General features: G+C 57.2%; 1 protein-coding gene. It reads right to left on the bottom strand.

The window, feature by feature from the left end; translation table 11 throughout:
• On the bottom strand, nucleotides 1–2,215 hold a 2,215-nt coding region (locus ACH2EH_RS03685), incomplete at both ends, for a hypothetical protein (RefSeq protein WP_395139081.1).

Here is a 2,215-nt window from a genome sequence, read left to right as displayed (position 1 = left end):
GTTTTCCATCCAAAAAGGCATGCAGTCGCTCTCTGGCTAAGAGATTCACGACCACCGTGCTGCTTTCCCTGAGCTTGCCCAGCTCTACTTGCGCCCCTGTTGCATCGAAGGTGATCGGGAGTGGGTGCTCGGGAATGCCTTCTACAAAAGCAAGAGGGTCACTGCCTGAGAGTTCAAGAATGGTTGTGTGCGGCAAGCGGAGCCGGGGACGCGTCTGTGTAATGATTGCTTGATCAAGCGCGTGAGTTCCCTTAAGCTCCTCATGTCCCTCGGTGAGAAAGACCCAGCGGACACCGTAGCGATGGAGAGCCGTCAGGGGCTCCATGGTCGGAATCGGATCGAAGTCTTGTCGTACCCTTTTGAATGTGGTGCTCCTATAGAGCCGGTCTTTCAGTCGGACATTGAGTGGGGTCTTCTCCACCAGCGGATCGTAGCCCTCCAGCATCGGGACACCATAGACCGTGGCAAAGTTCTGGCTCAGGCTCCCGACAAGGCCAGGCTCTCCCCACTCCGGTAGCCACGGTGCAAGGGCCATACTGCGCTGCTGCGGGTCCTTCGGATTTAGAACGAGTGCCCGCACGGCAGAAGGCAACGGTGGATAGGGTTTATCGGGAATCGTCATCACAGGCTGGGAGATAAAGGCGTTGTAGACCAGCAGGGTCGGGATAAGAGCTGTCATCCACTGCTCGGCCTGTCGCCCCCTGCCTGTGATTTGTAGCCCACGCTCGATAATAATTCCTCCGCCCAGTGCGAAGAACAACGCGACAAAGGGCAAGAACTTCCACCAGTGCTGGAACTTATTGAATCCAGGAAGCTGGGCAAAGAGCTGCGCCAATCCGCCGTTCTCCCCAAGGCTGAGCACGAGTGCCAGACTGCCGCACAGAAGCCACGCATTCGCTCCCACGCAGCGGCGGTTCCAGCGAAAAGTAAAAAGTGACGCCAGAGCGAGAAGTCCCGCTCCCAGAAAGACCGGGCTACAGAAATACAGTGGAGCGAAGTTGAAAAGATGGTTCCAGACTTTTGGTGCCCCAGGCTCAATTCCAGGATGTGCAACCTGCACCAGTGGCGAGGGCAAGAGCAGTGCTACAAAGCCCCGCAGTGTTCCCGTCTTGACATTGGCTTCCCGGTCAATCCCGACGACCTCTGCCGCCTGTGTGATCAGTAGCGGAGCTGCGAGAGCAAGTCCGACGAGTAGCGCTGTGAGTGCCCAGAGCAAGCGGCCTCGTGTCAGCCTTCCCGTTAGTTTCCAGAGGAGCACGAGAGCTGCACCCAGCAAGAGCGTGTAGCTCCACATCTGTGCATTTCCCGCGTGAAAGTACAGACCGATCACGATTCCTGTGCCTGCAGCCCAGCGCCAGGAAAGTGGGTTTGTGTTGGTGAGGCGCTGTAGTTGCAGCAATAGCAACGGCGTCCAGAGCGCCACCGGAGCCATGTAGAACCAGCACCTTGTATAGACACAAAAGTAGCCGCACAGAACAAAACTGAGGGCTGCCGTCATTGCCAGCGAGCTTCGTAGCCCAATGCGCCGTGCGAGTGTAAAGGTTGCCAGATAGCCCAGCACCAGATGCAGAAGCACAAAGATGTCCAGTGTTAGATAGCGATCTCTAAGAATATAGTTTGCAACTGCATAGGCCAGATAAGTAGGCGGGTAGGTAAGTGCGTAGGTTCCGATGGTTGTTGTAGGGCTTCCCATGAGCTGGTAGGGGTTGTAGGTTGGGAATATTCCATGGTCTAGTAGGCTCTTGCAGCCTTGTAGGATCACGGGGAAGAACTGTGTGATGTTGTCGTCGTGCACGAAACCGTAGCGCTTGCCGTGAACGAGGGCCACAAGCGCCAGCAATAAAACGCCCAGCCCACCGAAAGCGTAGCGGCGCTCCGTGCTCTCTGACTGTGGCAAGGGGGCGCGTTCCCGCAGGCAGGCAGACACGAGGCGCAAAGTGCGGGTTCGGGGGGGGAGTGCTCTGTGACCAAGCAATACGGTGATAATTCCCAGCACGAGGAGCCCCAGTGTCTGCCCGAGAATCTCCAGAAACGGTGTCAGCTCCGGGCCATTGATTACCCCACGAAAGAGAGGAAATTGTGGTGCACTGATCTCCGGGGGGGAGTCAAACGCGACCAACTCAGAGGAGCTCTCAGCGGGCTTGGGCACCGCCTTCCAGCTTGCCTGCATCGTGGCCGTATTGGCCGAAAACCTCTGCTCTCCCCCGATTGTGAT

The organism is Armatimonas sp., assembly GCF_043760365.1.
In the GTDB taxonomy this organism is placed as follows: domain Bacteria; phylum Armatimonadota; class Armatimonadia; order Armatimonadales; family Armatimonadaceae; genus Armatimonas.
The sequence above is the reverse complement of the archived record's forward strand: the minus strand, read 5'-3'. Positions and strand labels throughout refer to the sequence as shown.